The following is a 23,780-nucleotide window of genomic DNA, read 5'->3' as shown; positions in this document are numbered from 1 at the left end:
GTTCTGCTTTACTAAGCACTGTGCCACTACTTTGTTTGCAAGGAGCATTCAAATGGACTCGACCCAGCATTACGAGGGAGAAAGGAAGCGCATCGAGAACCGCCGTAGCGCATTGGGCCTCAAATACCTTCCCGCGCCCGCTGGCCAGCCCCTCAAGACCTGGGGCCTGGCGTTGTCCGGTGGTGGCATCCGCAGCGCCACCTTTTGCCTGGGGGTGCTGCAGGCGCTGGCCCGGGCCGATGCGCCGGAACAAGCCAACCCACGACCGTCGAAGACACCGCAAGACAACCTCACCACCACCCTGCTGCCGCGTTTCGACTACCTCTCCACGGTCAGCGGCGGCGGTTATATCGGCAGTTTCTTCTCCAGCCTGTTCATCCCCAACCGCCTGCGCCGGGAGCAGGCCCAGGAGCGCGCCGAAGCCTCGCCCCTGTCGCCCGCCCAGCAAGCGGCCAGGACCGCGGCGGTCAATGCCTATCAGGTCCTGCACTACGAGCCGCCGGGACGTATCAGCACCCACACCGACTACGCCAGCGTCAGCGACAAAGACATCGGCAAGGGACCCACGGCCTGGCTGCGGGAGAACGGCCGCTACCTGACCCCGACCGGCTCGGGGGACGCGCTCTATGCCCTGGCGATCACCTGGCGCAACTGGCTGTCGCTACACTTCGTCATCGGCATGCCGATTGTCTTGCTGCTGTCCTTGCTGATGCTGCTGCAAGTGCAATGCCTGCCCAACCTGTACCTGCTGCCCGGCGCGGTGTTTGTCTTTGGCCTGCTGCCCTGCTGCCTGGCCTATTGGCTGGTGTTGCCGAAAAACAGCCTGAGCAACCCGCCGGCCCTGAGCAACCTGGCCGCCGTGGCCTGCCTGGTGATGGCGCTGGCATTTGTCGGTATCTGGGCCGTGCTGCTACAGACAGGTGACGGGGCGAACGTGCGCAAGCTGTTCCTCGGCTTCGCCGCGCTCGCGGTCCTCGGCATTGTCTACGCGCGGCTGCTGATCTGGCGCCTGAAGTACAAGACCCGCCAGGCCAACGATGAAGACGGGATCTTTACCGTGCGCAACTACCGGGTCGCGGTCACACGAGTGCTGTCGCAGATCATCATGTTCCTCGGCGCGGTGCTGTTCGCCGCGTTCCTGGTGTCGCTGTCCGAAGCGATCTACATGCATCTGCAAACCCTGACCCAGGGCGCGCTGGGCGTCCTGCCACTGCTGATCTGGCTGGTGCGCCGCCTGGCGCTGTTGCGCGACGAGAAGAGCCTGCCGGACTGGTGGCGCCAACTGCCCCTGGAGGTCATGAGCCTGGTCGGCGGCTTGCTGTTGCTGGCGACGGTCTGCCTGGTGTGGATGCTGTTCGTGGTGTGGGTCACCGCCGATGGCAGCATCCGCCTGCAAGAAGACGGGCACGTGCTGCGCCTGGCCCTGCTGGCGGGCGTGACCGCGGCCCTGACCTGGGTCAGCAGCCGCTTCGTCGGCTTCCTCAATACCTCGTCGTTGCAGTCCTACTACAGTGCGCGCCTGGTTCGCGCCTACATGGGCGCCACCAACGGCAAGCGCTTCGACGGCACGCCCGAGCAACGGCGCAAGCACATGAGCGTGGCCGAACCGCTGAGCAACGACGACATCAGCGTCGAGCACTATTACGGCACGCCCAGCGCCGGCCCGCTGCACCTGATCAACGTCACCATGAACCTCACGGTCGACCCCGCCGAGCAGTTGGTGCAGCGCGACCGCAAGGGCAAGCCGCTGTGCCTGGCACCGGGCAGCGTCAAGGGCGAAGGCACCTTTATCCTCGACGGCAAGATCTATCCGCGCGACCTGGACAACGCCCCTGCTTCGGAAATTGCCTACCCGCTGACCATCGGCCAATGGATCGGCATCTCCGGCGCGGCCTTTACCACCGGCCTGGGGCGCGCCACCAGCCTCGGTATGTCGCTGCTGCTGGGCCTGGCCAACGTGCGCCTGGGCAACTGGTGGCCCAGCCGCTTTGTCGAAGGCAAGCCGCAAAAGCCCAGGCAGACCCTGGGCCTGAAGCTGTCCCGCTGGCTGCCGACCCAGACCTACCTGTTCTACGAATTGACCGCGCACTTCCATGGCCACCGGCGCACCTATCAGTACCTCTCCGATGGCGGCCACTTCGAGAACACGGCGGCCTATGAACTGCTGCGCCAGGAGCGCCAGGTCGAGCTGATCGTGCTGTGCGACTGTGGCTGCGATCCCGATTACCAATTCGACGACCTGAGCAATCTGATCCGCCTGGCGCGCATCGACCATGGCCTGGAGATCCGCGAAGACACCGGGATCGTCGACGACGAAGTGCTGGGCAGCGTGTTCGCGCGCATGGCGTATTTCAAGACCGCGCCTTCACAGGCCGACCAGCGCTGCGCGCTGCTGCTCAATGTCTATTCCTGCCTGGCGCCGGACACGTTGCTCAGTCGCATCCTGGTGCTCAAGCCGCGGCTGATCGCCTCGGTATCGCCGGATGTGCAGAACTACGCGCTGATCAACAAGGCTTTCCCCAACCAGCCCACCGTCGACCAGTTCTTCGACGAGGCGCAGTTCGAAAGCTATCGCCAGCTCGGCCTGAGCATTGGCCAGCAGGTCTTCGGCAATGGGGTCAACGGCGACGCCGTCGCCCGGGCGCTGTGGCGTTACCTGCGCAAACACCCCGCCCGGAGCGCCTACCTCGACGACGAGCCCAAGGCGCCACGGGCGAGCCGCAATGGCCAGCGCCGCGCTTCGGCGGACAAGAGTCCCGCCCGATGAACCTTCGAGCGACGGCCCTGCCCGCCGGCGGCCAGGACTTCAGCGCTGGCCGCGGCGCAGGGTCTCGCTCGGCAGTTCCTTGAACAGCGCCCGGTAGCTGCTGGAAAACCGCCCCAGGTGCCAGAACGACCAGCGCATGGCCACCTCGGCCACGGTGGTTTCGTCCGGGCCGCGGCGCAGCAGCTCGCGGTGCGCGCTGTTCAGCCGGCGCAGGCGCAGCCACTGGGTCGGCGCCATGCCGGCGAAGGCCTTGAACGCGCCTTGCAACTGGCGCAGGGAAACCCCGGCTACCTGCGCCAGCTCCAGCAGGTTGAGGCTGTCTTCCGGGCCGTCCGCTGCCCATTGCGCGACCCGCTGCATGATCGCCCGCTCCTCGGCGCGCCGGCGCAGGCCACCGCCGTCCAGGCGCACACAGGCGTTGTCGAGGATAAACAGGCAGTCCTCAAGCAATTGCTGGGTCAGGGCTTCGCGGCTGGGCGGGTCGAGGGTCTGCGACAGGCGCGTCAGGGTCGTGCTCAGCCAGCGGCTGAACAGGGCGTTCTGCCCGCAATTGAGCGGCGCCAGGAACAGGCCGTCGAGGCGCTGCGCGTCGAGGCCGTGGCCACGGACGAATTCCGGGCCGAACACCACGGCGATTTCCTGGTAGTTCTCGGGGGTGATCCAGATGTTGCGGCTTTCACCGTTGAGCAGGTACAGGGCGTTGTCGCTGCGATCGAAACAGAACGCCAGGGAATCCTCGGGCGCGCTGAAATTCTGCTCGACCCGGGTATTCATGCATTCCTCGTAGATCTGCACCCCTTGCAGGTCCAGATAGCGCACCTGCCCGGCGAAATGCCCGGGCGACATCTGCTGGTAATGCTGCACCCAACCCGGGGTGGCACGGATCTGATCGGCCACATCGAAGGTGTTGAAGGCCTGGACCTGGAGAGCTGTCGACGCTGTCATGAAGGAACCTTGCGCACTCTTTTGGTGCGCTTTGGTGCTGCTTAAAGTGGATAGATGGAACCGCGAGGCTTGCTCAAGATAGTCGTCAACGCGCCACAGGGGAAGCCTTGCCGGGTGACTCCAAACGCTGTGCGCGTCTCCGACAATCATTGACGAGGTCTTTATGAATGCCCCTTTCGATCAGCTGTCTACCTGGCTGAAAGAACACAAGATTACCGAAGTGGAATGCGTGGTCAGCGACCTGACCGGCATCGCCCGCGGCAAGATAGCGCCCACCAACAAGTTCCTGCATGAGCGAGGCATGCGCCTGCCGGAAAGTGTGCTGTTGCAAACGGTAACCGGGGACTTCGTCGACGACGACATCTACTACGACCTGCTGGACCCGGCCGACATCGACATGGTCTGCCGCCCCGACGCCTCGGGCATCTACCTGGTGCCCTGGGCCATCGAGCCGACCGCGATCGTCATCCACGACACCTTCGACAAGTTCGGCAACCCGATCGAGCTGTCGCCGCGCAACGTGTTGAAAAAGGTCCTCAAACTCTATGCCGACAAAGGCTGGCAGCCGATCGTCGCGCCGGAGATGGAGTTCTACCTGACCCAGCGCTGCGAAGACCCGGACCTGCCGCTGAAAGCCCCGCTGGGCCGCTCGGGCCGCGCCGAGAGCGGACGCCAGTCGTTCTCCATCGACGCCGCCAACGAATTCGACCCGCTGTTCGAGGACGTCTACGACTGGTGCGAAGCCCAGGGCCTGGACCTCGACACGCTGATCCACGAAGACGGCCCGGCGCAGATGGAAATCAACTTCCGCCACGGCGATGCCCTCGACCTGGCCGACCAGATCACCGTGTTCAAGCGCACCCTGCGCGAGGCCGCGCTCAAGCACAACGTCACCGCCACCTTCATGGCCAAGCCGGTGGCCGACGAACCCGGCAGCGCCATGCACCTGCACCAGAGCGTGGTCGACAGCGCCACCGGCAAGCCGATCTTCGCCGACGCCGATGGCCGCATGAGCGAGCTGTTCCGCCATCACATCGGCGGCCTGCAGAAGTACATCCCCAAGGTGCTGCCGATGTTCGCGCCCAACGTCAATTCGTTCCGCCGCTTCCTGCCGGACACCTCGGCGCCGGTCAATGTCGAATGGGGCGAAGAGAACCGCACCGTCGGCCTGCGCGTGCCGACCTCCGGCCCGGAAGCCATGCGCGTGGAAAACCGCCTGCCCGGCGCCGACGCCAACCCCTACCTGGCCATCGCCGCCAGCCTGCTGTGCGGCTACCTGGGCATGGTCGAGGGCATCGAGCCGAGCGCCGCGGTGGAAGGCCGGGCCTACGAGCGACGCAACCTGCGCCTGCCGATCACCATCGAAGACGCCCTGACCCGCATGGAAGAGTGCCCGACCATCGAACAGTACCTGGGCAGCAAGTTCGTGCGCGGCTACGTGGCGGTAAAACGCGCCGAGCACGAAAACTTCAAGCGCGTCATCAGCTCCTGGGAGCGCGAGTTCCTGCTGCTCAGCGTTTGAAGCCTGCGCGATTCGCGCGCTGCCGTGCACACCGCAAACACTGCGCATACCGCGCTGTAGCTGTAGCCGCTGCCGAGCAGCGCGAGGCTGCGAACGATGGCGCAGCCATCGCAAAGCAGGCCCCGCGTTGCATCAGGCACACCGCGTGCGCGGTTTTGCGGCGGCTGCGCCGCCGATCGCAGCCTCGCGGGCTCGGCAGCGGCTACGGAGGACGGGCGGGTTCATTAATTGGTAAGCGCAATGAAAACGGCAGAAAGAGATCACGCAACGCTCAGCGTCTAGGCTCGCTGGCCTGTAGCCGCTGCCGAGCAACGCGAGGCTGCGATCGATGGCGCAGCCATCGCAAAGCAGGCTCCGCGTTGCATCAGGCACACCGCGTGGGCTGGTTTTGCGGCGGCTGCGCCGCCGAGCGCAGCCTCGCTGGCGCTCGGCAGCGGCTACAGGGCTTCATGAATTTGGCAAACACAATAACAACCGCAAAAAGGGGTATTGCTATGCGTGTATGGAAATCGGTGGTTCCGCTGGCCCTGACGGTGCTGTTCGGCGCCACGGCCCAGGCCGAATCGAAAGTCAGCGTGTACAACTGGACCGACTACATCGGCGAGACCACCCTCGCCGACTTCCAGGCCAAGACCGGGACCCGGGTCGTCTACGACGTCTTCGATTCCAACGAGACCCTGGAGGGCAAGCTGCTGGCCGGGCGCACCGGGTATGACGTGGTGGTGCCGTCCAACCACTTCCTGGCGCGCCAGGTCAAGGCCGGGGCGTTTCTCAAGCTCGACCGCGCGCAACTGCCGAACTGGCAGAACCTCGACCCGAAACTGCTGGCCCTGCTGGAGCAAAACGACCCCGGCAACCAATACTCGGTGCCCTACCTGTGGGGCACCAACGGCATCGGCTACAACGTCGACAAGGTCAAGCAGGTGCTGGGCGTCGACCGGATCGATTCCTGGTCGGTGTTCTTCGAGCCGGAGAACCTGAAGAAGCTCAGCCAGTGCGGCGTATCGATGATGGACTCGCCGGACGAGGTGTTCCCGGCGATGCTCAATTATCTGGGCCTGGACCCACGCAGCGAAAAACCCGAGGACTACAAGAAAGCCGAAGCCAAGTTGCTGGAGATCCGCCCGTACATCACTTACTTCCACTCCTCCAAGTACGTCTCGGACCTGGCCAACGGCAACATCTGCCTGGCCTTCGGTTATTCCGGCGACGTGTTCCAGGCCGCCAATCGCGCCCAGGAAGCCAAGAACGGGGTGAAGATCGCCTATTCGATTCCCAAGGAAGGCAGCAACCTGTGGTTCGACCTGCTGGCGATCCCGGCGGACGCCGGCAACCCCAAGGAGGCCCATGCCTTCATCAACTACCTGCTGGACCCGCAAGTGATCGCCAAGGTCAGCGCCTCCGTCGGCTACGCCAACCCCAACCCGGCGTCGCAGCCATTCATGGACCCCGAGCTGGTGAGCAACCCCGAGGTCTATCCACCCCAGGCGGTGCTCGACAAGCTGTACATCTCCAGCACCCAGAGCCCGCAGACCATGCGCTTGATGACCCGCGCCTGGAGCAAAGTGAAGTCCAATAAATGAATCCGAACAGCCACCACACCCGCTCCTACTACGCCGCCACGGCCAACGCCATGCCGGACTGCCCGCCGCTGAGTGCCGAGCTGGAAGCCGACGTCTGCGTGATCGGCGGCGGCTTCACCGGGGTCAACAGCGCCATCGAGCTGGCACAGCGCGGCCTCTCGGTGATTCTCCTGGAAGCCCGGCGCATCGGCTGGGGCGCCAGCGGGCGCAACGGCGGCCAGTTGATCCGCGGCATCGGCCACGACGTCAGCGGCTTCGCCCGCTACGTCGGCGCCGAGGGCGTGCGTTACCTGGAGCAGGCCGGCATCGACTCGGTGGCGCTGGTCGGCCAGCGCGTGCGCGAACACGGCATCGACTGCGACCTGCGCTGGGGCTTCTGTGAACTGGCCAACACCCCGGCCCAGTTCGCCGCGTTCAGAGCCGAACAGGAACACCTGGCGGCGCTGGGCTACGTGCATGAAACCCGCCTGGTGCCGCCGCAGGACATGGCCCAGGTGGTGGCGTCCACGGCCTATGCCGGGGGCCTGCTGGACATGGGTTCCGGGCACCTTCACCCGCTCAACCTGGTGCTCGGCGAGGCCGCCCTGGCCCGCTCGCGGGGGGTACGGATTTTCGAACAGAGCCCGGTGCTGGAACTGATCCATGGCGACCGCGTGCAGGTGCGTTGCGCCAGCGGCACGGTGCGCGCCGCAAGCCTGGTGCTGGCCTGCAACGCCCACCTGGATGGCCTGGAGCCGCGCCTTGCCGGCAAGGTGCTGCCGGCGGGCAGCTACATCATCGCCACCGAGCCCCTGGCACCGGTCCTGGCCGCCGAGCTGATCCCGCAGAACCTGGCGCTGTGCGACCAGAAAGTCGGCCTCGACTATTACCGGCTCTCAGCCGACCGCCGCCTGCTGTTCGGCGGCGCCTGCCATTACTCCGGCCGCGACCCGGCGGACATCGGCGCCTATATGCGGCCGAAGCTGCTCAAGGTGTTCCCGCAATTGGCGGATACGCGCATCGACTACCAATGGGGCGGCATGATCGGCATCACCGCCAACCGCTTTCCCCAGGTCGGGCGCCTGCGCCAATACCCCAACGTGTATTACGCCCAGGGCTATTCCGGGCATGGGGTCAACGTCAGCCACTGGACCGCGCGCCTGCTGGCCGAAGCCATCCACGCCGGCCACAGCCAGGGCCTGGACATCTTCAGCGCAGTGCCGCACATGACCTTCCCCGGCGGCCCGGCCCTGCGCGCCCCGCTGCTGGCGCTGGGCATGCTGTGGCATCGGTTGCGCGAGGTGCTGGGCTGACAGCTCAACGGGGTGGCCCGCGGTTTCTTGGCTGAGGCGGCCGACGCCTTCGCCGGCAAGCCTGGCTCCTACGCAAGCGCGTGCCAGCCGCACATTAGCGAACGCCCTCCGACCCCGTAGGAGCCAGGCTTGCCGGCGAAAGCGATTTCAACTGCGCCACCGTCATCGCCGACAGCTCACTGCGAACGTTGCCATTCAAGCTGGCCCGAAACCTTGCGCGATGCGAAGATGCGCGCCGCGAATCGGCTTGCTAAGGAATGGCATCATCAAAGCGCTCACGGCTCTCGTCCTGCTCGGGACACTCGCCCTCTCGGGCTGCGGCACCCTGATAGCCCGCAGTCAGCACAGCTCCTACGACCTCTACAAAGGCACCCAGGAGAATGTCCAGCTGCTGACCATGCGTGGCGCCAGCGGCTATGACGGCTACACCACGATGTTCTGCTGGGTGAGCATCGTCTGCCCGCTGGTGGCGGTGGTAAGCCTGCCGGTGGATGCGGCGGTCGATACCCTGCTGCTGCCCTACGACGCCAAGGGCGTTTATTACTGAAACCGCGGCCGCTCGATGGTGGCCTCGAATGCACCGCTGCCAGCGCTGGCCGGCCCACGCTTTCCAAGAATCGACAATCGCCCGCAGCCAACCCAACAGTCAGCCCTGCCCGCACTCGCCACCGCAGGCCGTGGCCGCATAGCCGCGTCAGGGCGCTTCAGGGGATGCACGCCGGTTCGGCATGCCCTCGAGGCGTTATTGCCAGGAAGGCTGCGGACAGGAAAACGCCGGGCTCAAGTCCCGGCGTTTTTTCAGGCCGCGGCAGCGGTTGCTCAGTGATGGCTGGCCTGCAATTGCGGCTGTGCCTGGGGCATGGCCGAAGAGTGGTGGTTGAGGATCTTCCACTGGCCGTCGATGCGCTCGTAGAGGAAGGTGTAGCGCGCCTGCACCTGGCGGGTCGCGCCACTGGCCTCGCTCAGGGTGAAGGTGTAGACGCCGCTGTCCATGGCCGCATCCGGGCCCAGGCGGCGGATTTCCCGGTAGTTGATCTGGCCCACCGGCTTGCCCGCGAGGAAATGCTCGAAGTAGTCCTGGATCTGCGCCGGGGTGGTGCGCACCTGGTTCGACACGGTCGGCTGGAGGATCGCATCGGCGGCGTAAAGACTGGTTACGTTTTTTGCGCTGCCGGTTTGCAGGGCCGCGTTCCAGCGATCGAACAGGCCGGCAATCTCCCGGTCGCCCTGGTTCTGCGGCTGTTCGGCGACGGTGCGGTACACATAAGGCGTGGCTTCCAGGGCCTGGGCCAGGGGCGCGGTCAGGGCGAACAACAAGGCGATGGCGGTGGTTGGCAGTTTCATCGGAACGCTCCAGTGGGTTTCAATGCGCCTACTTTGCCCACCCGGCACAACCTCGCCATCGGCCAACCGGTGCCTACGGCCTATGCCATTCGGCAGATAGGCCCATGGCCAGCAACCGGGTCTAATGCCCGCTTGCGAGCGCACGCCCTTTACGCTGGAGCCTGTTTTTCATGCAAAGCCCGACTCACGATCCTGGCAGCGCCCTGGCCATTCGCAGCCAATATCGCCAGGCACAAAGCCGCGCGGCGCGCCTGCGCCTACTGGTGGACACCGGCCAGGAACTGACCCAGCTGCCGCCTTCGGCCATGCGCCAGCGCGCCCTGCAACGGGCCTGTGCCTTTATGGCGATGGACCACGGCCTGCTGCTGGAATGGAGCGCCACCCAGCCGCCACGGACCAGCGCCCAGCACGGTAGCAGCGACCGCCTGGAGGCGCTGCACGAGCTGGCCAGGTCGGCGACCCTGCACCCCGAATGGCTGCCGCAGACCGATGCCGCCCTGCCCCAGGTGCTGCGCATTCCCCTGCCCGGCGCCGACGGCCAGGCCTTCGGCGCGCTGCTGCTGGCCAACAGCGTGGCCCTGGCCGCGCCCGACAGCGAGGACCTGGAGTCCCTGCAACTGCTCGCCACCCTGCTGGCCGCGCACCTGGAGAACCAGCGCTTACTTGAAGCCCTGCAAGCCCGGGAGCGCACCATGTCGGAACTGGTGCACCGGCTGTTCAGCGCCCAGGAAGACGAACGCAAGCGCGTGGCCTACGACCTGCACGACGGCCTGGCGCAAACCCTGGCCGGGTTGCACCAGCGCCTGCAGGGGTTTGCCGGACGCTGCCCGGCATTGCCGGAGCCGTTGCACGGCGAATTGCAGACCATCCTGGCCCTGGCCCAGGGCTGCGTCGGCGAAGGCCGGCAACTGATCGGCGGCCTGCGGCCCAACGTGCTGGACGATTTCGGCCTGTACAAGGCCATCGACAAGGAAGCCGACCGCCTGCGCGACGCCGGAATCGAGGTGCACTGGCGGCAGCAGTCCGGCGCGCGCCTGCCGGGCGCCAGCGAGATCGCCCTGTTCCGCATCGCCCAGGAAGGCATCAACAACATCCTCAAGCATGCCCGGGCCAGCCGCGCCGAACTGAGCCTGCAACTGGCCGACGGCCAGGCGGCGCTGACACTGCAAGACAACGGCGTCGGCTTCGCCCTGGGCAGCCCGCTGTCCAGTTGCGGCGGTCAGCACCTGGGGCTGGCGGCGATGCAGGAGCGCGCCAGCCTGCTGGGCGGCGAGCTGTCCTGGCACAGCGCGCCCGGCGGCGGCACCCGCCTGCAAGCCCGGGTGCCGCTGCCCTCGGCCGGAGAACAGCCATGAGCCCTGCCCTGCGCCTGGTGCTGGCGGACGACCATGAAGTCACCCGCACCGGTTTTGTCGCCCTGCTGGCCGGCAGCGCGGAATTCGAAGTGGTCGGCCAGGCCCGCGATGGCCAGGAAGCCCTCGAACTGTGCGAACGCCTGCAACCGGACATCGCCATCCTCGACATCCGCATGCCGCTGCTCAATGGCCTGGGCGCCGCGCGCCTGCTGCAACAACGGCAACCGGCGATCAAGGTGGTGATCTTCACCATGGACGACAGCCCCGACCACCTGGAAGCGGCGATCGCCGCCGGCGCGGTCGGCTACCTGCTCAAGGACGCCAGCCGCAGCGAAGTGCTCGATGCCTTGCAGCGCGTGGCCCAGGGCGAGGAAGCCCTCAACAGCAGGGTCAGCGCCCGGCTGCTGCGGCGCATGGCCGAACGCAACGCCGGCGGCACCCAGGTTGCGGCCCTGACCGCCCGCGAACGCCAGGTGCTGGGCCTGGTGGCCGGCGGCTTCAGCAACCGCGAGATCGGCGAAAAGCTCGGCATCACCACCGGCACCGCCAAGGCCCATGTGGAGCGGGTAATCGGCAAGCTCGGCGCGGCGGACCGCACCCAGGCCGCGGTGCGCGGCATCGCCCTGGGGCTGGTGGCGCAGCCCGCGGGGCAATGGCCATGAAGCTCCTGGCGAGCCGGCACTGGCTCGACCTGCCCCTGCGCGGCAAGGCGCTGGTGGTGATTTCCCTGCCACTGGTGATCCTGCTGCTGTCGCTGGTGCTGATCTACATCACCGAACGCCAGACCGCCCGCGCCGAGGAAGACGTGCGCCGGGTGCTGCTGGTGCAGGGCGACATCCAGACCGTGCACACGCTGCTGGCCGAAGCCGCGGCCAGCGTGCGCGGCTACCTGTTGACCCGCCGCGAGGACTTCCTGCCCAGCTACGAGCGCGCCCAGCCGCTGATCGAGGCCGCGCTGCAACGGCTGGACAGCAATATTCGCGATGCGCGCATGCGCGACCACCTCAAGGCCATCACCCCGCTGATCGGCAACAAGCTCGACGGCCTGGTGGCCCTGCGCAACGGCCGGCCCGACGACAGCGCGAGCATCACGGCGATCCTGATCGAGAACAAGCAGGTGCTCGACGTGCTGCGCGAGCAGATCAGCGCCATGCGCATCCGCGAAGACGGCCTGCTGGCCGAGCGCAGCGCCGCGGCCTCGGCGACGCGCATGCGCCTGCTGCTGGCCACGCTGCTGGCGGCGCTCTGCGGCCTGTTCGGGGCGATTGTCGCGGTGCTGTTCCTGTCCAAGGGCATCGTCGCCCGGGTGCAGCAGGTGCAAGGCAACGCCCAGCGCCTGGCGCTCGGCCAGCCGTTGCGGCCACAAGCGCCGGAACAGGACGAAATCGGCCAGCTCGGCACCCGCTTGGTGGAGGCCGGGCAACTGCTGGCCGAACGCGAGCGGGCCCTGCGCGACAACGAAGAGCGCCTGCGGCTGATCATCGACGGGGTCAAGGACTACGGGATCTTCGCCCTCGACACCCAGGGCCGGGTCACCACCTGGAACGCCGGCGCCGAGCGGATCAAGGGCTACAGCGAACAGGAAATCCTCGGCCGGCACTTCTCGCTGTTCTACCTGCCGGAAGAATGCCCGGCGCACCCGGACATGGCCCTGCGCGAAGCCACCCGCGACGGCCATTACATGGAAGAGGCCTGGCGCTGCCGCAAGGACGGCAGCCGCTTCTGGGCCAGCGTGGTGATCACCGCGCAGTACGACGCCAGCGGCGCGTTGCGCGGTTTCTCCAAGATCACCCGCGACATCACCGACCGCCGCGCCGCGGAAATCGCCCTGCGCACCGCCCGCGAGGAAGCCGAAAGCGCCAGCCGCGCCAAGAGCGAGTTCCTCTCGCGTATGAGCCACGAGCTGCGCACCCCGCTCAATGCCATCCTCGGCTTCGCGCAATTGCTGGACATGGACTCGCCCAGCGGCCAGCGGCCCCAGGTCGGCCATATCCTGCGCGCCGGCCAGCACCTGCTGACGCTGATCAATGAGGTGCTGGACATCGCCCGCATCGAGGCCGGGCACCTGGCGCTGAATGTCGAGCCAATCGCCCTGGCCTCGGTGCTGCACGAGGCCCTGACCCTGGTCTCGCCAATGGCCACCGATGCCGGCGTGCGGCTGGCCGCCCTGCCCGCGCTGAGCGAGCACAGCGGGGTGATCGCCGACCGCCAGCGGCTGATCCAGGTGCTGCTCAACCTGCTGTCCAACGCCATCAAGTACAACCGGGCCGGAGGCCAGGTGCGGATCGCGGTCAAGGTCCTGGGGGCACAGGTCGAAGTGGCCGTCAGCGACACCGGCGCCGGTATTCCCCTGGAGCGCCTGGACCAGCTGTTCCGGCCCTTCGAGCGCCTGGGCGCCGACCCGCGGGTGGAAGGCACCGGCCTGGGCCTGGCCCTGAGCAAGAGCCTGCTGGAAATGATGGACGGCAGCCTGCGGGTGCATAGCAGCCCGGGCCAGGGCTGCTGCTTTACCTTGCAGCTGCCGTTTGTCCAGGTGGCCGCGGCCGGCACGCGCCTGGCCCTGGAGCAACAGGCCCTGGAGCCGCCGGTGGCGGTGCTGCCGGCGCGAGTCGAGACCGTGGAATACCGCGGCCAGGTGCTGTGCATCGAAGACAACCTGTCGAGCCTGGCGCTGATCGAGACCCTGCTGCAGCGCCGCCCGGGCATTCGCCTGCTGTCGAGCATGCAGGGCCAGATGGGCCTGGACCTGGCGCGCCAACATGGCCCGCAACTGATCCTGCTGGACGTCAGCCTGCCGGACCTGGAGGGCCTGGAGGTGCTGCGCCGGCTGCGGGAATCGCCGGCCACCGCCCGCACCCCGGTGCTGATGATTACCGCCGACGCCAGCGCCCTGACCCACCGCGCCCTGCTGCAGGCCGGGGCCACGGCGATCCTGACCAAGCCGATCCATATCCCGGCGTTTCTCGCCCACCTCGAGCACTATCTACCGGAGCCCGCATGAACCACGACTTGCGCATCCTGATCATCGACGACCAGCGCCCCAACCTCGACCTGATGGAGCAGCTGCTGGCCCGCGAAGGCCTGCACAACGTGCTGAGCAGCACCCAGCCGCTGCGCACCCTGGACCTGTTCAACAGCTTCGAGCCGGATCTGGTGATCCTCGACCTGCACATGCCCGAATTCGATGGCTTCGCCGTGCTCGAGCAGCTCAATCGGCGGATTCCGGCCAACGATTACCTGCCGATCCTGGTGCTGACCGCCGACGCCACCCGCGATACCCGTCTGCGCGCCCTGGCCCTGGGCGCCCGCGACTTTATCAGCAAGCCGCTGGACGCCCTGGAAACCCTGCTGCGGATCTGGAACCTGCTGGAAACCCGCGCCCTGTACAAAGCCCTGCGCCAGCAGGTGCCGGCGGAACAGATCGAACTGCTGCGCCGCCATCGGGAGTGAGGGCCGGCGAATTACAAGTTGTATTCATCCAGCCTCGGCGAGTCGCCCACCTGCTCGATCAGCGCGGCATCGATGCGCAGCAGGTTTTCCGGCTGGTACGTCAGTTGGCTGCCCCAGGGCTGGTCGTCGGCCAGGGAGCCTTTCAGGCGCACGGCCACGGAGTCATGCACCCGGACTTTCTGCCCTGCTTTATCCCTGAGAATCTCCCGCGACCTGGGTTTGCCGAACGGCGGCATCGAACCGTACTCACGGATTCGCTTGTGGGTCTTGGTGTTCCAGACCAGGCGTGGCACCCACTCGGCGATCAACCAGTTGCGGGTCAGGGAGTCGTGGGCCTGGGCCAGCGGATCCTGTAGCACTGAGGGTGGATAGAGCTCCGCGCGACAGGCTTCGGCGTCGATGCTCAACCCGGCCTCCAGGCACTCGCCGATCATCCAGCGCAAGGCAATCAGCGCCAGTTGCGACTCGCCGACCGGGTAACCGCCGCCAATATCGGCATGCACGCCGGCGAACCAGACCTGCTTCTGGTTCACCCCCTCGTCCTCTGTCCAGAGGTTCTGGCGGAAAAAGCTGCGGCGTTCGTCCAGGGACACTGCATGGCGGATGATCCTCACGTCCTTGTTCCGGCGGGTGTAGGGAACGATCAGCGGGTCGTACACCCAGCCCACCGAACTCACGGTGTCGAACAGCCCGAGAAAGTGAATGCTCACCTTCCGGGCAAAACTGCCCTTGAACGCCCCCATCAACTTGAAGTCCGGCTTTTTATCCGCGCTCATGCGCCACCAGGTGTAACTCATGGCCCGCTGGCGATTCGGCTCGGAGGTGTTGTCCTCGGGTTGCAGGCGCGTGGTCAAAAGCGACCAGGCGAAGTCCATCAATTGCGGCTGATGAGCCGGCAACAGGCCGATGGTGTGCAGCAGCGCCGCCAGCACCCGCACCGCGTAGGAGCCGCGGGAGAAACCGAAGAGGAAGATCTGGTCGCCGTCCCGGTAGTTCTCCATCAGGAAGCGATAGGCATTGAGCACGTTGCGCTTGATGCCCCAGCCGAACATCAGCCCGGCGATGCGCGACGGCACCTTCTGCCATTCGAACAGGGTTTCGCTGAGCCCGAAGGTGCCCACGCCCTGGTCGTAATAGGCCAGCAGCGTCTTGCTGTCCCTGGGCAGCGAACGAAACAGCCGGACCACGTTGGTCGGTTCGTCACTGAAACGGTTGTTGGTGCCGTCGATGCAGACAATCAGTTGGCGTGCCATCCCTGTGTTCTCCACCACCTTGTTACCCGATAGCCGTCAGCGCAGCCAATCGGCCACGCGAAGGCCCTGTGACCCTGCGTCCGTGTCGACTGCGGCGGTAAAGCGTGGAGGGTTCTCCAAGGCATAGCAGCATTACCGGCGCCTGGCCATAAAGCCCTTGGCAATAAATGCCCGGGCAATAAAAACCCCTCCGCAAGGAGGGGCTGGGCGCTGTGGGCCGTGCCTGGGCGCTAGAACCTGCCGCCCAACGGATACTCGATCGCCAGCCGCAGCTGGTCGGCGTCCAGCTCCGCCTGGGCCTTGTTGCCACGGTGCACGGCGTGGCGCAGGGTCACGGCAAGGTTTTTCGCCGGGCCGGACTGCACCACGTACTTGGCCTGCAGGTCGCGCTCCCAATGCTTGCCGCCTTCGCCGTAACCCAGCCAGGCGTAGCCGCCGCGCGGGTCCATATGGCTGCCGTCGATACCGCTGCCGCGCACATACAGGGCACTGAAGCTCAGGCCAGGCATGTCGTAGCCGGCCATGTTCAGATCGTAGCGAGCCTGCCAGGAGGCCTCCTCGGGGGCGTTGAAGTCCGACAGGGCCACGGCGTTGCTCAGCAGGATCGCGCCGCGGGTGACGTAGTCGTAAGGCGTGTCGCCGTCGACCTTCTGGTAGCCCAGGCCAAAGCTGTGGGCGCCGGCCCTGTAGGTCGACATCAGGCTCCAGGTGGTGTTGTCGATCCGCCCGGACAGGGCCTTGCCGGTGTCCTGGGTGCGGTACAGGTTGAAGTCGAACGTCAGGTCCTGGCCCTGGCCCAGCGGCAGGTTATACAGCGCGCCGAGGTACTGCTGGCGCCAGGTGTCTTCGTACAAGGCACTGAACAGGCTGGCGTTGAGGCCCTTGATCGAGGTGTTGCGCACGCCCACCAGGTCGAAGCTCTCGCCCTGCTGGCCATTGGAGTAATTGACCACGAAACCCTGGTCGTGGCTGCTGGCGTTGCGGTCGGTGCTTTCGTTGAAGTGGCCGCCGTACAGGGTGGTGGCGCTCAGTTCGCGGCTGGTGAGGAACCAGCCGGTGGCGGTCTCCGGCAGCAGGCGGCTGTCGGAGGAACCGAACACCGGGGTCTTGACCCGCTGTTCGCCGTAGCGCAGCTCGGTGGAGGAAAAACGCAGCTTGGCCAGCGCGCCGCCGCGGCTGAATTCATCCTTGGGATGGCCGTCGTTGTCCACGCCCAGCAGCCGCGCCTTGCCGGCCCGACCACCGCCGCTGTCGAGCTTCCAGCCGGAATACACATGGGCGTCCAGGCCGAAGCCAAGCGTGCCCTGGGTAAAACCGGAGCTGTAGTCGGCCATCAGGCCGTAGGCCCACTCCTCGGCCAGGTCGCTGCGTTCGGCGCGGGGCTTGTAGGCGTTGCGCGCGCCATTGCTCAAGGAGCCGTGCCGATAGTCGCGACGGTCGTAGAGGCTGCGATTGAACAGGCTCCACTGGCTGTCCTCGATAAAACCCTTGGCGTTGTCCTGCTCCGCGGCCAGCGCGAGCAGGCTCTGGCCTCCCAATGCCAGCAGCAGGGTGTGTCGGGTCAAGGTCTTCACTGGCAACTCCCGGAAATCGATGAATGACGGGCGATAGGAAGCAGTGCGCCGCTTTACGGGCGCACCGCCGCACCCCACTCAGAGGTATTTGAGGATCGCGATATCGCGGCGCCGCTGCTTGAGGTTGGCGAACCAGCGCGTCGGGAAGAACAGCAGCACGCCGAGGATCAGGCTCCACAGCCAGACGCCGGACAGGTTATCGAAGCCGTAGTAAGTGCCCTGGTTGGTGCCCCAGATGGCCACGGCCACCAGGTACATCGCCTTGAGCACATACAGGTGCAGCAGGTAGAAGAACATCGGCGCGCCGCCATAGATCGCCAGTTGCGCGGTCGACCAGCGTTCCTGGACCTTCTCGAAATACGCCAGGAGGATCAGCCCCAGGCCCAGGGTCGGCATCAGGAACATCAGCGACGGCGGGTACTTCTTGGCGCTCATGAAGCTCATGAAGGTGCGCAGCGCATCGCCGGTCTGCACCCAGGGTTTCTCGCCATAGACGTTCAGGTAGCGGATGAACACAAAGGCCACCAGCAAGCCGACGCCGACCTTGAGCAGCCGCGAAATGCGCGCCGCCGGCTGCACGTCCTTGCCAAACCACGGGCCGATGGCCCAGCCCAGCAGGATCACGCCGATCCACGGCAGCACCGGGTAGGTGGTGCGGGCCCGGGTGAACTCGGTGATGTCGATGAACACTCGCTGGTGCAGGATCGACCAGGGCACGAAGAACGGCGACTCGGGGCCCAGCACCACGTTATCCAGCAGGTTGTGCCCGGCGACGATGGCCACGCCCAGCACGATCAGCCAGCTGCGCTTGAAGTGCAGCAAGCCGGCCAGCACGATCATGCAGATGCCGATGCACCAGATCACCTGCAGCCACAGGGTCTTGGGCGGGAACTCGGCGTTCCAGGCAAAACACACGAAGGTCAGCTCGAGGAACACCAGGAACAGGCCGCGCTTGAGCAGGAACACCGAGGTCTGCCCCAGGCTGTGTTTCTGGCTGTAGAGCCAGGCCGACAGGCCGGTGAGGAAAATGAACACCGGCGCGCAGATCTCGCTGAGCAGACGGGTGAAAAACAAGTCCGGGGCGACGCTCAGGGCGTCGATCGGGTCGCTGACCTGGCGATGCAAGAGGAAGGTCTCGCGCACGTGGTCCACCAGCATGCAGAGCATGACGAAACCGCGCAGGGCATCGATCGCCAGCATCCGTGTATTGGCCTTGGCCACGCTGCCCGCCAGGGCCGGGGAGGCAACGCCCGCCTGCCCTGCCAATCCAGTAGAAAGAGTCATGTCGGTCACTTATGCAAGGGTGTTTGAGCGGGGCGCGATTGTCGCGGCGGGACGCCGTCCGGAAAGGGTTTGTCGTGGGCCAGGGGCCGGCCCTGGTGTGTCTGCCAGGCTCATGTGCATGCTCTTGCGCTCCTTTGGGTCTCATTCAACGAATCGCCTCCCCGCGCTCTGATGGCGTCGAAATTGTTCGGGGAAACGTTGCGCGCCTGCGCGGGCGGCCATGGCTGCACAGGCGTGGATTGTCTGTTGCGGTCTGTCACGCCCGGGTTTTCCCGGGCCGCGCCATCCGCCGCCGCTTGAAGCTTCATCAACCGCGATCGCCGAAGCCCGGCAAATAGCCGGCCCAGACGCACGCGCGCCCTTTTGGGGCGCGCATGGGGAGTAAACGATCAGACAACAAAATGTTATCAGATAACATTTCATTTTGAGAGAAGAACCGATTGCAGCCGAAAGCCCTTTATCCCAGGCAGCGCCCTTCCCCGCCCGGCACAAACGACAACGGCGCCCGCAGGCGCCGTTGTCATCTCAGGCGAGAACCGCCTTGCGGCTCAATCGTCATCGTCACGGTCGCGACGATAGCGGCCGTCGTCGTCCCGCCGGTCGTAGCGACGCTGGTAGCGGTCGTCGTCCCGATCGCGGTCACGGTCGCGGTAGTAATCGCGGTCATAACGGCTATGGTCGCGCCAGCGATCATGATCATGGTCGCCATCGTAGCGCCGGCCGTCGTCCCAGTGGGGGTAGCAGCCACCCAGCAGCAGCGTGGAGCAAAGAGTCAGGGTGAGTGTCGCGAGTCGCTTCATTGAAATGTCCTAGAACCTGGGTCAGAACGATGTGTCGGCAAGGCTGCCGGGCAAGGCACCGGGCCGTTTCCAAATAGACGGCGCCGCCCCCTGCAAGCCCCCATGTGACTGTAAAACCAGGGATTTATTCGACTCTGGCGAGGCGTTGGCGGACCGACGGTCATGCCCGCTCAATGGGAATTCCTGTCCCACAGCCAGTTCCACAGCCCCGGCAACCGCACCGGCTGCTCGCTGCTGGTGACGGTACGGGCCATGACCGCCCGTTGCAGCGCCGCGGTGTCGTCGTAGAACGGCTTGGGCGCGGTGGCGACGCCCGTGGCCTTGGCGCTGTCGAGCAGGATCTGCAGGTATTCCCGAGTGTGGCGGGCGGTATAGCGATTGAGGTCATGGAAGGTCACCACTACCGGAATCACCCCGTCCACCGTCGGCAACTGGCCCTGGGCAATGCGTTCGCGCACCTGCGACAGCTGGCGCAACATATTGGCCCGGCGCCGTGGGCTGGCGGTGAAGCCCCAGACCTTGCCGTCGTTGGCGCTGAGGTCGGTCAGCAGCACATGCAGGCCGTGCTGCCGGTAGGCGGCGAAGGTGCGTTTGTCGTAATTCCAGAATGGCGGGCGCACCAGGTTCGGCGCCACGCCGGTGATCAGCGCGATATCGGCGCTGCCAAGGCGCAGGGACTCTTGCAGCTCCGCCGGCTCCAGCGAGCGGTGGTTGGTGTGCCACGGCGTGGCGGTATGAAAGCCCAGCACATGCCCCTCGGCATGCTCGCGGGCCATCATCCGCCGACCTATATCGCTGCCGCCGGCGCGCGGGGCGCGGGTCTGGACGAAAAACACCGCCTTGATCGCCGGCTGCAGCGGGTTCTCGAGCAGGTCGTCGAGCACGCGCTCGGTGGGGTTATAAATGCTCGAAGCGCTGGGGCCGTCGTCGAAGGTCAGCAAAAAGCGGATCGGCGCCTGGGCACGCAGGCGTTGCTCGGTCTGCGCGGTCATTTCGATGGGGGCGCCGATGCAACCGGCCAGGCCGGCAGCGAGCAGCAATGCGCAGAGAAGCTGGAAGCCTTGTTTCATGTTTGCCCTGTGTCGGACCTTCGCGGTCGTCACGTCAATGGCAAAATCCTTCGCCCATGGATCCATGCCCGGCCTGCACGCAGCGCCGGGCACAGCTTTGAGGGGTAACCAGGGTTTTGGTTCCGGCGGACATTCAAGCCGCCAGGGCACTCAGGGCGCGCCACTTTCGCACGGCCGCTGCCAGGCGCGCTGCAACAGCTCGATCACCTCCTCGTCCGAGGTCTGGGTAAAGTCTGCGTAACCATTGCCGATCGAGACGAACCACAGCGGCGTGATCGGGCAGATCAGCTCGTCGACCTCGAAACTCAGGGTGTCCACGGTTTCCTGCGGCGCCAGGGGCACGGCCACCACTATCCGCGCCGGGTGCTGCAGGCGCGTGGCCTGCACCGCGGCGTGCATCGAGGCGCCGGTGGCCAGCCCGTCGTCGATCAGGATCACCACCTGGCCGTGCAGGTCGGGCGCGGGCCGGGCGCCGCGGTAAGCGTGCTCGCGGCGCAGCAATTCCTGGGTTTCGCGCAACACCACCGCCTGCAGTGCGGCATCGTCGATGTGATGGTTGCGCAGGACGTCCTGATTGAGGATCCGGATGCCGCCGGTGGCAATGGCGCCCATCGCCAGTTCTTCATGGCCAGGTACGCCGAGCTTGCGCACCAGCATCAGGTCCATCCGCACCTCCAGGGCCCGGGCGACTTCCCAGGCCACCGGCACTCCGCCCCGGGGCAACGCCAGCACGATCACGTCGGGCCGGCGGCTGTATTTCTGCAGCGCGGCGACCAGCCCCTGGCCGGCGGCTTGCCGGTTGCGCAGGGTCATTTGCAATGACGGATATTCGCTCATGTCTCACCTCCCAAGGCGGCCCGGCTACAGCGCCAGCAGGCTGCAGGGCACCTGATACAACGCATGCTCGGTGGTGCTGCCCACCAGTTTATCCAGGCCTTCGCGATGCACGCGGCCCATGACCAGGACATCGGCCTGGTTCTCGCTGACGAAGTTGGCCAGGACCGTGACCGGCTGTCCGAGGATGAAATGCCGACGCTCCTCGGGCACGCCGTAGCGCTCGGCGAGTTCAAGGAAAGCCCGCTCCAGGGTTACCCGCAGCTCGCGGGTCAGGTCCGACAGCACCAGGCCACCGCCGCCGGCATCGCCCAGGTACACCGACGACACGTCGTAGGCGTGCAGCAAGTGCAGCTCGGCGTCGCATTGCAGGGCCAGGCTGTTGGCTTCGCGGATGATCCGGTCGTTGAGCCCGTCGCGCTGGTGCTCCGGCCGCGACGGATCGACCGCCGCCACCACCATCTGCGGCAAGGTATGGCCATGGCGGCCCATCAGGTACAGCGGTACCGGGCACTGGCGCAGCAGGTGCCAGTCCATCGGCGTGAGAAAAGCGCGCTTGAGCGCCGGTTCTTGCTGCACATCCTTGATCAGCAGGTCGGGCTGGATTTCCGCGACGTGCTGCAGGATTTCTTCCAGCAGGTCGTCGGCCCAGCTCACCTCGCCGTTGACCGTGACCCCGTGGCCACGCAGCCGGTGCACTTCCTCCTGCAACCATTCCTGGTGTTGCAGGCGATAACGTTCGCGCGCCTCGTCGCGCACATGACGTTCGAACAATGAAAGAATCGACGCCGGTTTGAGCAACGCAGCGATATGCAGGGTCGCGCCGCTGGCCTTGGCCAGGGCCGCGGCACGCGGGATCGCGGGGGATTGGCGCATTGCCGGGTCGATGACCAGCAGCAAGCGTTGATACTGGCTCATGGTGCACCTCCAGATAGGCTGGACGCCCACGCCGGCCACTGGCGCCAGCCGTCCCGCGCGCCAGTGTGTCAACGCCGGATCGAACGCCAGCATGACTACAGACTGTGCATTGACAATGCGCCCGTCGCGGCGTTACGGCAAGTGCGTCCAGGGGTGGCGCGAGGCTGGGCGTCGAGCAGCGCCAAGGTGTTGATTTTGAGGGCGCGCGGGGAAGTCTATCGCACGGAAACTTCAGGCATTGACTGAGCCCCCGGCCAGGACATATTGACGAATGAGATTATCAATGGACTGTTCATGCTGGCCGTATCCGGCGTTCGGAAGGCTTGCCCAAATGTTACGACACTTTGAAACGGCCTCAACGATTCGACCGGCCTTGATATCTTCAAGCGCCCTTTGTTCGCGGATCTGCCTGATGGCTATTCGATCCTGATTCTCCGGCGAGAAGCCGCCAATAAGTTTCAGGGAAACTCTATAGGCATCCCAATAGCGTGACAGCAATTGATATCGGCCGGCCGCTGTAGATTTGACGTTCAGCCTCGGCAATATCACCAACTTTCTCGGATGGTCCGCATAATTGCTGAACAGTTCCCCTCCCACGATGACGTCATACCCGAAGTTCAATGTGGGTTGCCTTCCATTATCGGTACCTTCCGACCAGGCGAGCATATCCAGGAAAGCAACTACATTGCGTCCACCAGCCTCATGTTCAGTTATCTTAGCCATTGTGTACCGACTCCTCTATTTGTAACTCGATCAATTGCTGCTGCTCAACCGATAATTCAATCGCATCACTTATCAGCTGTCGCATCTCCTGGACAACGGAATACATCTCCAAAACATTGCCAAGATTGGCCCTTCCAAACTTTGATTCAATGTCTTTCAGATAACCCTCGCGTTTTTTTGCCCTTTCAAGCCGGGACTGTAATTCCGCCAAGTACATGCCTTGAATCACTTTCACTTTAGCCTGCATCGTAAGTGCAATACTTCCCGCAATAATCGCAGACGCGACCAGCGTATGCCCCAGGACCCATCTCCGCCTATTGCCTTTCACTGTCATTTCTTTCCTCTATCCTTTCAAGTTTCAGCTTCTTATAAATGTATGACTGCAGCAGCATTAAAGTTGCATCTGCGCCAAGCCAGCCACATAGTCCGATAACGACACCGGAAACGTCTGAAGAAACATTAAGTGATCGGCATCCTAGAAGTACCAGATAGCCGGCAAATGCCGCACCGACACCTTGTAGAAGGGTTTCGCCGACATTGATCTGTTGGTTGCTGCTAAGTTTTCTCATCATATGCCCGAGAACACCTCCTGTCGCGGCGATGGCTATATACAGCCAAGATCTTAAAAACTCAGAAACCAGATTATCCTCATTCATCTGCGCCACCATATAGAAAACAGCCCCAGTAAAAACACAGCAATGCAACTCTATTGCAGCGCTTTGCGAATAACTGTCGACAAAGACTTTGGACTCGTGGGCGCCACTATCTTCAACCCGCCATCCAGTGCTCATTAACAGCAGCAGACGGCAAAATCGAACAGCTACTTGTTACTCAGGCAAAATTATCTGAAGCCTGAATACTTCGACGCAAGCAAAAGAACGATTTCAGATTCCACTCCGCCACTCAATAGTGCCCTGAAGTCACATGCCGACTAGCCTGCTTAATACGCCGGGTCCGATCTCGGACTCAAAATGTACAAAACGATCGCATAACTTATATTCAGTCCGGCAGCGCTGCTCAACACTCAACAAACTCTTGAGCATACGATCGCCTGCATATATGCACC

21 protein-coding genes are annotated in these 23,780 nt (G+C 65.0%); 9 read left to right on the top strand and 12 right to left on the bottom strand.

Going from position 1 to position 23,780, the window contains the following annotated elements; translation table 11 throughout:
- Nucleotides 1–52 precede the first annotated feature (52 nt).
- The gene (locus BLV20_RS02270; RefSeq protein WP_092296391.1) at nt 53–2,767 is read left to right on the top strand and encodes a patatin-like phospholipase domain-containing protein; all 2,715 of its coding nucleotides are present in this window, start codon (nt 53–55) and stop codon (nt 2,765–2,767) included.
- 39 nt (nt 2,768–2,806) lie between these two features.
- Here BLV20_RS02270 and BLV20_RS02265 read toward each other — a convergent pair whose 3' ends face one another.
- Complete coding sequence (locus BLV20_RS02265) at nt 2,807–3,712, bottom strand: helix-turn-helix domain-containing protein (protein ID WP_009043999.1); 906 nt, start codon at nt 3,710–3,712, stop codon at nt 2,807–2,809.
- A 163-nt stretch (nt 3,713–3,875) separates the two neighbouring features.
- Here BLV20_RS02265 and BLV20_RS02260 point away from each other — a divergent pair, with 163 nt between their 5' ends.
- The 4 genes from BLV20_RS02260 (at nt 3,876) to BLV20_RS02245 (ending at nt 8,656) form a co-directional block, all read left to right on the top strand.
- The gene (locus BLV20_RS02260) at nt 3,876–5,234 is read left to right on the top strand and encodes a glutamine synthetase family protein (RefSeq protein ID WP_092296388.1); all 1,359 of its coding nucleotides are present in this window, start codon (nt 3,876–3,878) and stop codon (nt 5,232–5,234) included.
- Between the two features lie 494 nt (nt 5,235–5,728).
- Entirely contained in the window at nt 5,729–6,817 is a 1,089-nt protein-coding gene (locus tag BLV20_RS02255; RefSeq protein WP_092296385.1) for a polyamine ABC transporter substrate-binding protein, read from the top strand.
- A complete protein-coding gene (locus BLV20_RS02250) occupies nt 6,814–8,109 on the top strand; it encodes an NAD(P)/FAD-dependent oxidoreductase (protein WP_092296382.1) in 1,296 nt (431 codons plus the stop codon). Before BLV20_RS02255 ends, BLV20_RS02250 begins: the two co-directional genes overlap by 4 nt.
- A 247-nt stretch (nt 8,110–8,356) precedes the next feature.
- Nucleotides 8,357–8,656, top strand: coding sequence for a YceK/YidQ family lipoprotein (locus BLV20_RS02245; protein WP_092296379.1), 300 nt, complete (start codon nt 8,357–8,359; stop codon nt 8,654–8,656).
- Between the two features lie 272 nt (nt 8,657–8,928).
- Here the strand turns inward: BLV20_RS02245 and BLV20_RS02240 are convergent, their stop codons facing one another.
- On the bottom strand, nt 8,929–9,453 hold the full coding sequence (locus BLV20_RS02240) for an SgcJ/EcaC family oxidoreductase (protein ID WP_092296376.1): 525 nt from the start codon (nt 9,451–9,453) through the stop codon (nt 8,929–8,931).
- A gap of 170 nt (nt 9,454–9,623) precedes the next feature.
- On the opposite strand from BLV20_RS02240, the gene BLV20_RS02235 reads away from it, so the two are divergent.
- The 4 genes from BLV20_RS02235 to BLV20_RS02220 are packed head-to-tail and all read left to right on the top strand — an operon-like array spanning nt 9,624 to nt 14,258.
- Nucleotides 9,624–10,808, top strand: coding sequence for a sensor histidine kinase (locus BLV20_RS02235; protein WP_092296373.1), 1,185 nt, complete (start codon nt 9,624–9,626; stop codon nt 10,806–10,808).
- On the top strand, nt 10,805–11,470 hold the full coding sequence (locus BLV20_RS02230) for a response regulator (protein WP_092296371.1): 666 nt from the start codon (nt 10,805–10,807) through the stop codon (nt 11,468–11,470). The genes BLV20_RS02235 and BLV20_RS02230 overlap by 4 nt, the downstream gene beginning before the upstream one ends.
- Complete coding sequence (locus BLV20_RS02225; protein WP_092296989.1) at nt 11,467–13,809, top strand: ATP-binding protein; 2,343 nt, start codon at nt 11,467–11,469, stop codon at nt 13,807–13,809. Before BLV20_RS02230 ends, BLV20_RS02225 begins: the two co-directional genes overlap by 4 nt.
- Nucleotides 13,806–14,258, top strand: coding sequence for a response regulator (locus BLV20_RS02220; protein WP_092296368.1), 453 nt, complete (start codon nt 13,806–13,808; stop codon nt 14,256–14,258). The genes BLV20_RS02225 and BLV20_RS02220 overlap by 4 nt, the downstream gene beginning before the upstream one ends.
- Nucleotides 14,259–14,269: 11 nt before the next feature.
- On the opposite strand, the gene BLV20_RS02215 is transcribed toward BLV20_RS02220, so the two are convergent.
- From BLV20_RS02215 to BLV20_RS02170, 10 genes are all read right to left on the bottom strand, one after another.
- Entirely contained in the window at nt 14,270–15,511 is a 1,242-nt protein-coding gene (locus BLV20_RS02215; protein ID WP_256577635.1) for a DUF2235 domain-containing protein, read from the bottom strand.
- Nucleotides 15,512–15,741: 230 nt separating this feature from the next.
- On the bottom strand, nt 15,742–17,085 hold the full coding sequence (locus BLV20_RS02210) for an OprD family porin (RefSeq protein WP_092296362.1): 1,344 nt from the start codon (nt 17,083–17,085) through the stop codon (nt 15,742–15,744).
- Between the two features lie 78 nt (nt 17,086–17,163).
- The gene (locus tag BLV20_RS02205; RefSeq protein ID WP_092296359.1) at nt 17,164–18,369 is read right to left on the bottom strand and encodes an acetyltransferase domain-containing protein; all 1,206 of its coding nucleotides are present in this window, start codon (nt 18,367–18,369) and stop codon (nt 17,164–17,166) included.
- A 548-nt stretch (nt 18,370–18,917) separates the two neighbouring features.
- Nucleotides 18,918–19,169 carry a hypothetical protein gene (locus tag BLV20_RS02200; RefSeq protein ID WP_092296356.1) on the bottom strand — a complete coding sequence of 84 codons (252 nt, stop codon included), beginning with the start codon at nt 19,167–19,169 and terminating at the stop codon, nt 18,918–18,920.
- 170 nt (nt 19,170–19,339) lie between these two features.
- A complete protein-coding gene (locus BLV20_RS02195; protein WP_092296353.1) occupies nt 19,340–20,239 on the bottom strand; it encodes a polysaccharide deacetylase family protein in 900 nt (299 codons plus the stop codon).
- 150 nt (nt 20,240–20,389) lie between these two features.
- Nucleotides 20,390–21,076 carry a phosphoribosyltransferase gene (locus BLV20_RS02190; protein ID WP_092296350.1) on the bottom strand — a complete coding sequence of 229 codons (687 nt, stop codon included), beginning with the start codon at nt 21,074–21,076 and terminating at the stop codon, nt 20,390–20,392.
- Nucleotides 21,077–21,100: 24 nt separating this feature from the next.
- Nucleotides 21,101–21,991: a universal stress protein gene (locus BLV20_RS02185; protein WP_092296347.1), complete on the bottom strand. Its 891-nt coding sequence runs from the start codon at nt 21,989–21,991 to the stop codon at nt 21,101–21,103.
- A gap of 231 nt (nt 21,992–22,222) precedes the next feature.
- Entirely contained in the window at nt 22,223–22,714 is a 492-nt protein-coding gene (locus BLV20_RS02180; protein ID WP_092296344.1) for a glycoside hydrolase family 24 protein, read from the bottom strand.
- Nucleotides 22,707–23,048: a hypothetical protein gene (locus BLV20_RS02175; RefSeq protein WP_092296341.1), complete on the bottom strand. Its 342-nt coding sequence runs from the start codon at nt 23,046–23,048 to the stop codon at nt 22,707–22,709. Before BLV20_RS02175 ends, BLV20_RS02180 begins: the two co-directional genes overlap by 8 nt.
- On the bottom strand, nt 23,029–23,505 hold the full coding sequence (locus BLV20_RS02170) for a phage holin family protein (protein WP_092296339.1): 477 nt from the start codon (nt 23,503–23,505) through the stop codon (nt 23,029–23,031). Before BLV20_RS02170 ends, BLV20_RS02175 begins: the two co-directional genes overlap by 20 nt.
- Nucleotides 23,506–23,780: the final 275 nt, after the last annotated feature.

The sequence above is a fragment of the Pseudomonas sp. NFIX28 genome (genome assembly GCF_900107395.1).
Taxonomy (GTDB): Bacteria; Pseudomonadota; Gammaproteobacteria; order Pseudomonadales; family Pseudomonadaceae; genus Aquipseudomonas.
The sequence above is the reverse complement of the archived record's forward strand: the minus strand, read 5'-3'. Positions and strand labels throughout refer to the sequence as shown.